Origin of the sequence: Psychrobacter sp. ENNN9_III (assembly GCF_001462175.1) — a bacterium.
Classification (GTDB): domain Bacteria; phylum Pseudomonadota; class Gammaproteobacteria; order Pseudomonadales; family Moraxellaceae; genus Psychrobacter.
In genome coordinates this window covers 1-8,537 of sequence record NZ_LNUO01000098.1, presented here as the reverse complement: position 1 = coordinate 8,537, position 8,537 = coordinate 1, and the positions used below count along the sequence as shown (strand labels likewise).

The 8,537-nt window shown below is 43.4% G+C and carries 3 protein-coding genes; 1 reads left to right on the top strand and 2 read right to left on the bottom strand.

The genetic code is table 11. The annotated features are described in order from the left end of the window. Window positions 1–34: 34 nt before the first annotated feature. Window positions 35–1,432, bottom strand: a complete 1,398-nt coding sequence (locus PENNN9_RS06350) for an ABC1 kinase family protein (RefSeq protein ID WP_058368861.1) — start codon at window positions 1,430–1,432, stop codon at window positions 35–37. A 222-nt stretch (window positions 1,433–1,654) separates the two neighbouring features. Further along, the gene (gene purD / locus PENNN9_RS06345; RefSeq protein WP_058368860.1) at window positions 1,655–3,016 is read right to left on the bottom strand and encodes a phosphoribosylamine--glycine ligase; all 1,362 of its coding nucleotides are present in this window, start codon (window positions 3,014–3,016) and stop codon (window positions 1,655–1,657) included. Between the two features lie 536 nt (window positions 3,017–3,552). Here purD and PENNN9_RS06340 point away from each other — a divergent pair. Beyond that, the gene (locus PENNN9_RS06340; RefSeq protein ID WP_058368859.1) at window positions 3,553–8,433 is read left to right on the top strand and encodes an NAD-glutamate dehydrogenase; all 4,881 of its coding nucleotides are present in this window, start codon (window positions 3,553–3,555) and stop codon (window positions 8,431–8,433) included. Window positions 8,434–8,537: the final 104 nt, after the last annotated feature.

The following is an 8,537-nucleotide window of genomic DNA, read 5'->3' as shown; positions in this document are numbered from 1 at the left end:
AGCGGTTTTCAAAATTTAAATATCAATAAAATTATTATAAAAAAGGTTTTACCAGTTTTTCAGAATCAGTATGAGCGTTAATGACCGTTAAAAACGTATAAGCCCCGATAAATTTACGACTAATAAACATAAACTCTTTTGGAGGTAAATTAAATTCGAACGACTGAATTGCTTGAGTAGCACGTTCTGAGATACGTGAATGGAGTTTACTATTGGCCCAAATATAACGTTTTCTTTCATCTAAACAATCTGCCGGTATATTAGGATTCGCATCAGGATGACTAAAAGGTTCTGTCGCAAGTAAGAATAATGAGGCAATATCGGAGCGAACTTTGTCACTCATCGTATTAAAAAACTCATAACCCGTCATACCTTCTACCATTGCTTGATGATCATGATGATAGCCTGCGCGTAATAAGTTACGTGCAATAGTTAATAAAGTATTATCAAACTGCCTGATAGCGCCAAAGTCTAATAAGATAAGTTTATCTAACTCTTCAACGTTATCACTAATACGCACTAAGTAATTACCAAAATTTGGATCAGTTTGCATCTCGCCCCAAACGAATATCTCCTGCATCATAACTTCTATCGCTGCTTGACCAATAGCATTACGTCGTTCATGCGTTACCAATTGCAGTGCTTCTGAGGTGACAGAGACACCAGGCTCATAAGTCATACACAGCAAACGCTTACTTGAATAGTGACGATTAATCTTAGGTACGACATAGCGAGGATCATCAACCAAACGACTGTAGAAACGTTCTGTCGTTGCAGCCTCAGTACTGTAATCAACTTCATTGTGGAGTAGGTCGCGTATCTCTTCAAACCACGTATCAAGCGCACGTGTTTGTGGCACGACATTACTTACCTTTAATAAGCGTTTAAACAGTGCAAGATCAGAGTCGATTGCTTCTGCCACACCGGGGTATTGAATTTTTAGTACGACTTGCTCGCCAGTTTCTAATACCGTTGCACGGTGAACTTGAGCAAGGGAGGCAGTGCCAATAGGAACCGTATCTACTTCAAGCTCATTTAGTTTGTCGCCTAATATATGCTGTAGGGTCTGTTCTATCTTTGGCCAAGTGAGCGTTGCTGTGTCATCATTAAGTGTTTGCAGTGCTTTGGTGATTTCTGGCGGTAATATATGCTCACCATACAACGCCAACATTTGACCAATCTTAACCACTGAGCCTTTTAATTTACCTAGCTCTTCTGCAACATAGTTCGCTTGCGCCTCCATAAAAACTTGATTGCGTTTCGAGCGTGCCTGCTTGTCCAAAAATATACCAGACATACTATTACCTGCCCAGCGACGACCAATATTTAAAGAGGTTTTAGCAATCGATAATCGACGTTCAAACCCCGAGGTTTTTAGAGTGTCGATTGATTGCTTATTGTTGTTAGACGATCTAGACGTATCATGTGCCATAAATATAACCATTCATCAGGTTGTACTGATTTGCGGGTTTAAGACTAACAATACAAGGGACATGCAAGGTTAGTATACAAAGTCGTACTGACCCATAGGTCATAGCACGAATGAAAATACTAAAAACACCCCAGCTCATATTTAGGCTGGGGCACAAACCACATAGTTTATTAGTAGAGCAAAATATTGTGACAAAATATACTGTCTTGAATATAAGTGAACCTAAGACTGCTCACGTGCAATAGCATGATGACCTATATCACGGCGATAATGCGCACCATCAAAACTAATAGCAGCTGTCACGGCTAGTGCTGCTTGCTGTGCGTCTAAAATGCTATCCGCTAAAGCCGTCACGCATAATACACGGCCACCGTTTGTAATCACTTCTTTTGCATTGTTATCGTTGTTATGACTTACTTTTTGTGAATCAATGGTAGTGCCATCTTGAGAAAATGCGGTACCAGCATGAAAGACTTTGACCAAGCTGGTATTATCGGCATCCAACTCTGGCAAGCCAGCAATCACATCACCTTTCGATGAGCTTTCAGGATAGCCTTTAGAGGCAAGGACGATACCAAGAGCAGGGCGCGTGTCCCATTTAGCTTCATGAGGCAGATGACCTGCCAGCCCTTGAGCGATTAAGTCTATCATCGATGACTGCAAACGCATTAAAATAGGCTGCGTTTCTGGATCACCAAAACGGCAGTTAAATTCAATAACATAAGGGTCGCCTGACTTATCAATCATCAGACCTGCATACAAAAAGCCAGTATAAGGATGACCTGCGGCTTTCATAGCATCAACCACTGGCTGAATCACTTGCGCCATCACTTTATTATGCACGTCTTGGGTGACCACTGGTGCTGGAGAGTACGCGCCCATGCCACCTGTATTAGGGCCAGTATCGCCTTCATAAGCACGCTTGTGATCTTGGCTGGTCGCCATCGGTAAGATATTGTCACCATCGATCATACAGATAAAGCTGGCTTCCTCGCCTTGCAAAAACTGCTCAATCACCACGCGACTGCCAGCATCACCGAACTTATTGTCCGCCAGCATATCATCGATAGCTTCATGGGCCTGCTCAATAGTCTCAGCCACGATGACGCCTTTACCAGCGGCTAAACCGTCTGCTTTGATGACGATCGGTGCGCCTTGCTCATCGACGTAGGTTTTGGCAGCAGTAGCATCGGTAAAGCCTTGATAAGCTGCGGTTGGGATGTTGTTCTGAGCCATAAATTCTTTGGCAAAGGTCTTTGAGCCTTCTAACTGGGCGCAATAAGCAGTCGGCCCCCATGCTTTGATACCAGCGTCACGGCAAGCATCGATAATACCTGTAACCAATGGAGCTTCAGGACCAACGATGACCATATCAATGGCATTGTTTTGGCAAAATTCGATGACAGCACTATGCTCACTAGCGTCATTATTGGTAGATTCTAGGACAACATTTTGGCATTTGGGTTCCAAAGCAGAGCCAGCGTTACCAGGTGCGACATAGACACGCTGCACATTATCATCTTTGGCACACTGCCAAGCCAATGCGTGTTCGCGACCACCTGAGCCGATCACCAAAATATTCATCATACATCTTACCCTTAATTAAGCGTTAATAGCGAATCAATGAAGTACTGTTAAACATACTGCCGTATTCTAACAAAAAAGTCTCACTCATTGCCATTCGTATCCATCTGTTAACCTTACTCCATGCAGCATTCTAATAAGAAATCGACACATAAACCTTGGCTTTGAATTCTATTCAGTCAAAATTTGTTCAATATTATTTTAACAACAGCGTAGAATATCTATATAAAAGAATATTTAAAATTTATTACCATCAAATTAACGATATAATGAACAATTATCTTATGAATAAAGGTTATCAAGACAATACGTATACATGAAATAATTTTTTACACTTTAGCTATGCTGATAGGTGCGTTACAATTCAATAGACTAGCGTGGTGTACAAGTCAAGGATGTTTATGCACTAGGGTAATTCTTCAATCTGAACAATAAACTTTGGATAGGACAGAAATAAGGTCACGCCTTAGTGTGTCAAACAAAAACGTAATCGACAATTAATCAAAAAAATCAAACTTATAAAAAGGACAAATGCTATGCCCAATTCTCTTGGTATCACAAAAGAGCGTATTGGCCAGATAAGTGATATTGCAACCAGTTATGTGCAAAAAGACAAATCACTACTTGATCACTTTATCAACAGCTATTATCGACCGCTGCATCATGAAACTGCGGACGTCATAAGTGATGCTGATTTAGCAGGTATGGCATTGCATCACTTTACGCTACTAAAAGCCTATGAAGGTAGTAAGCCGCAGTTAGCGGTTTTTAATCCTATCGCTGAAGAGCAGCATTTTCATAGCTCGCATACTGTTATCCAAATGGTGGCATACGATCGTCCATTTTTGGTAGATACGATGCTTATGAGCCTTGAAGCTCAAGGAATCGATGTTCACCGTACTTATAATACAATTATTAGTGTAAAGCGTGACGAAGACGGCCATCTGACCCAAGTCGATAATGCACATGAAAGTGCCACTTCTCATATGTCGCTCATTCACTGCGAGATTGCCTATCAAGATGATGGCGAACTAGATGCGCTACATCAGATACTTTTAGACAAAGTTGATACGCTTGATACCGTGGTTGGCGACTGGAAAGAGATGCGCTCGCGTTTGGCCGATATCAAAGTTGAGTTGTCACAAAAACCGTTGCCAGAGGTCTTTTATTCTCAGCAAGAAATCCAGGCATTTTTAGATTGGATTTTAGATGATCATTTTATCTTTTTAGGCTATCGAGAATATCGCCTTGAAGGTGGCAACTATATTGACGTTACTAATACGTCTGCCGAGAGTAAACAGGGTGGTACCAATAAAGACGCGGACCTAGATTTGTTTGCGATCGGTAATAGTGGTCTTGGTCTACTACGAGGTGCTGCAGAAGATAAGCTATCTGAAAGCTTTGATAGACTACCAAGCGAGCTCAAGCAACTTTTGACTGAACCACGTGTACTTATGTTGTCTAAGTCAAGCCGTGTATCACCTATCCATCGCCCAGTCTATATGGATTTTTTGGGGATTCATAAGTTTGACGATAATGGCAGACTAGTCGGCGAGTATCGCTTTATTGGTTTATTGACCTCACAAGCCTATCAGCTTACGGTACAACAAATCCCACTATTACGTGAAAAAGCCAACAAAATCATGGCAATGGCTGACTTACCACGTGCAGGCCATGCTTATTATAAAATGATGCACGTCATCAACACGTTACCACGCGATGATTTGTTTCAAGCCAGCGTTGAAGAGTTATATCCTATCGTCTCTGGTATTAGCCAATTACAAGATAAAAAGAGTCTACGCTTATTTAGCCGTATCGACCATTATCAACGTTTTGTGTCGTGCTTGGTTTATATTCCGCGCGATAAATTCAATACCGAACTGCGCATTGAAGTACAGCAAGTATTAAAAGATGCTTATGGTGGCACCTCATCTGGTTTTACTACCGAATTCAATGAATCTGAACACGCCCGCGTACATGTGCACGTACGTACGGTACCAGGCCAAGTTAATGAGGTAGATACAGCGGCACTTGAGTCCGAGCTATCAGCACTCATGCAATCATGGAGCGATCATTATCAAAAAATGCTGCTTGATAATGTCGGTGAGCAGCAAGCCAATGCTCTAAAGCGTCGCTTCTTAAATTATATTCCTGCAGCTTACGAAGAGCGTTTTGATGCGCGTACTGCGGTTGAGGATACCAAGCGTCTGGCAAGCTTGAACGATGAGCAGCCCATGATTTGGCATTTATACCAATCAACAGGAGATGCAGGTAATCAGTTGCATCTAAAACTGTACGGCCGCAATCAACCAGTGATTTTATCTAAAGTACTACCGATTCTAGAAAACTTCGGTGTGTCAGTTATCTCAGCACAGACATATGAGTTTGACTTGCCAGATCAGCCGATCTGGATGCAAGAGTATGAGCTAATCCTAGAAAACGTCAATACTGTCAACATGCAAGTGGTACGTGGTCAGTTTGAGGACAGCTTAAAACAAATTTGGGCTGGGCGCGTTGAGAGTGACTCTTTTAACGAGCTGGTATTGATTACCAAACTAGACACTTATGATGTCGTCGTATTACGCGCATTGTCTCGTTATATGATACAAGCAAGAGCGCCATTCTCTAGTGCCTACATCCAACAAACGGTCGTCAAAAATAATGCAATCAGTGTGGCATTAGGCAGTCTATTCGATGCACGTATGAATCCTAAATACAGCGAAGAGGAACGCAATAAGAAAACAGCGCAGATTGAGCAGCAAGTTACAGCAGCATTGGCAGATGTAGATAGCCTAGATGAAGATCGTATCTTACGTTGGTACTTGGACCTTATCAAAGCCATGGTACGTACCAACTTTTATCAAACTGATAGCGATGGCCAACGTAAAGACCGTTTATCGTTTAAGTTCTTGGCAGCAGACATTCCTAATCTGCCCAAGCCTAAGCCTATGTTTGAAATCTTCGTCTATTCGCCGCGCGTAGAAGCGGTGCATCTACGTGGTGGTAAAGTGGCACGTGGCGGTCTGCGTTGGTCAGATCGTATGGAAGATTTTCGGACCGAAGTGCTCGGTCTGGTCAAAGCGCAAATGGTCAAAAACGCTGTTATTGTCCCTGTTGGTTCCAAAGGCGGCTTTATAGTCAAAACCAAAACCATGGCAGATGGTCGTGAGGCCTTTCAAGCCGAAGGTATCGCCTGTTATCAGACGTTCCTACGCGGTATGCTTGATGTAACCGATAATATCGTTGATGGAAAAATTGTCCCGCCAGCCAACACTGTGCGTCATGATGAAGATGATCCATACTTGGTAGTAGCTGCCGATAAAGGCACGGCAAGTTTTTCTGATATTGCTAATGCTTTATCAAGCGAGTATAACTTTTGGCTTGATGATGCCTTTGCTTCAGGAGGCTCAGTTGGTTATGACCACAAAGCCATGGGTATCACAGCGCGTGGTGGTTGGGAGTCGGTCAAGCGTCACTTCCGTATGCGCGGCATGGACATCCAAAACCGTGATGACTTTACTGTAGTCGGTATCGGTGACATGAGCGGTGATGTATTTGGTAATGGTATGCTGAGATCCACCCATACCAAGCTGGTCGCTGCCTTTAACCATCTACATATCTTTATCGATCCTAATCCAGATACTGCTACTTCTTATGTCGAGCGTGAACGCTTGTTTGAAATGCCACGCTCGACGTGGGATGATTATGACAAATCGCTTATCAGTCAAGGCGGTGGTGTATTCTCGCGTCAAGATAAGAGCATTGCCATCAGTGCTGAGATGAAAGCGCTGTTCGATATCAGTGAAGACAACCTTGCACCAAACGAGCTTATCACAGCATTGATGAAGTCACCTGTTGATCTCATCTGGAACGGTGGTATCGGTACGTATGTGAAAAGTGAGGACGAGAGTCATGCCGATGTGGGTGACCGTGCTAACGATGCCGTACGTATCAATGGTAACGAGCTACGTACGGCAGTCGTCGGGGAAGGTGGTAACTTAGGCTTTACTCAGCAAGGCCGTATCGAATACGCGCAAACAGGTGGCCGCATTTATACTGATGCTATCGACAACTCAGGTGGTGTAAACTGCTCAGATCACGAAGTTAATATCAAAATCTTACTTGGTAAAGTAGTCGAGCAGGGCGATATGACCTTAAAGCAGCGTAATGAGCTGTTAGAGTCTATGACCGATACCGTAGCAGAGCTGGTACTGCGCCAAAACTATTTACAACCACAAGCGATTGAGCTTAGCCACATTCGTGCGGCAGCCAATTTAAGTGATCATCAGCGCTTCATTCAAATGTTAGAAGGTGAAGGGCGTCTGGATCGCGCGATTGAGTATTTACCATCAGATGAAGAGATTGCCAAACGTCAAAAAGCAACTACTGGCCTGACCAATCCGGAGCTAGCAGTCGTCATGGCTTATGGCAAAATGTGGGTGTATGACAACTTGTTGTTGTCTGATTTGCCAGATGATCCGTACTTCGTCAATGAGTTACGTAAGTACTTCCCTGATGAGCTGGCTTCACGCTTCTTTGATGAGATGACTGAGCACCGCTTGCATCGCGAGATTGTCAGTACTTATCTGACCAATAGTGTGGTTAACCGCTTAGGTATCGAGGCTCTATTCCGTCTTTATGAGGAAACAGACCAATCGTTGGCAACCATCATTCGTGGCTATGCGATTAGCCGTGATGTCTTCAATGTATCAATAGCATGGAAAGCGCTTGAAGCGCTAGATAATCAGATCGATGCAACACTGTTGTTAAACCTTGAGCTACGTCTACGCGATGCGCTTGAGCAAGGTGTTGTTTGGTTTATCAATGCCTTTGGGCAAGACTTGCAAGTCGCTGACATGATTAGCCGCTTTAGAGATAGTGTCGAGAAATTAACCAAGTCAGGCGGGTTCATTGAGCAGCAATTTGCAGAGTACTTGCAAGAAGATGCCACAAGCTTAATGCAAGAGGATCTGACCGAAAGTGATGCGACGATGTTTGCTATGTTGCCTTATCACGTTGATGCCCTTGATGCGGCGTTACTGGCTGAGCAATATGAACGTCCTGTCGATGAAATTGCAACACTATACTTCGAGGCGTATCACGTCTTGCAGTTAGATTGGATGATGGATAATATTGCCACTTTACCGCAGCACGACTACTGGGATCGCCGTGCACGCCACGCCTTAGTAAATGAGCTATCACGTAGCTTGCGTCTACTAATGGATGCCTTATTATCAAAACCAGATGCCAAGCAAGCCTTTAGCGAGTGGCGTTCACGTCATCTCGATCAGCTAGGGTCTGTCGAGACGGAAATGCACAAGCTCGATGAGCTCTATAGTGGAGATGAAGATGGACAGGTTGGTTTATCAACATTGTCAGTACTGATGAGTGAGCTTAGCGGCTTGGCTACTAAGTAGCGCTCTAAATGCAGACTACAAAGTGTAGGCTGCTTAATAGAATCGCTTGAATCAGCAAAAGTTTTTAAAATAAAACCCCACCGTTATGGATTAGCGGTGGGGTT

What these genes read in the sequence shown, in the direction of transcription:
- PENNN9_RS06350 (WP_058368861.1), bottom strand. Translation starts at nt 1,432, where the DNA reads ATGGCACATGATACGTCTAGATCGTCTAACAACAATAAGCAATCAATC.
- purD (WP_058368860.1), bottom strand. Translation starts at nt 3,016, where the DNA reads ATGAATATTTTGGTGATCGGCTCAGGTGGTCGCGAACACGCATTGGCT.
- PENNN9_RS06340 (WP_058368859.1), top strand. Translation starts at nt 3,553, where the DNA reads ATGCCCAATTCTCTTGGTATCACAAAAGAGCGTATTGGCCAGATAAGT.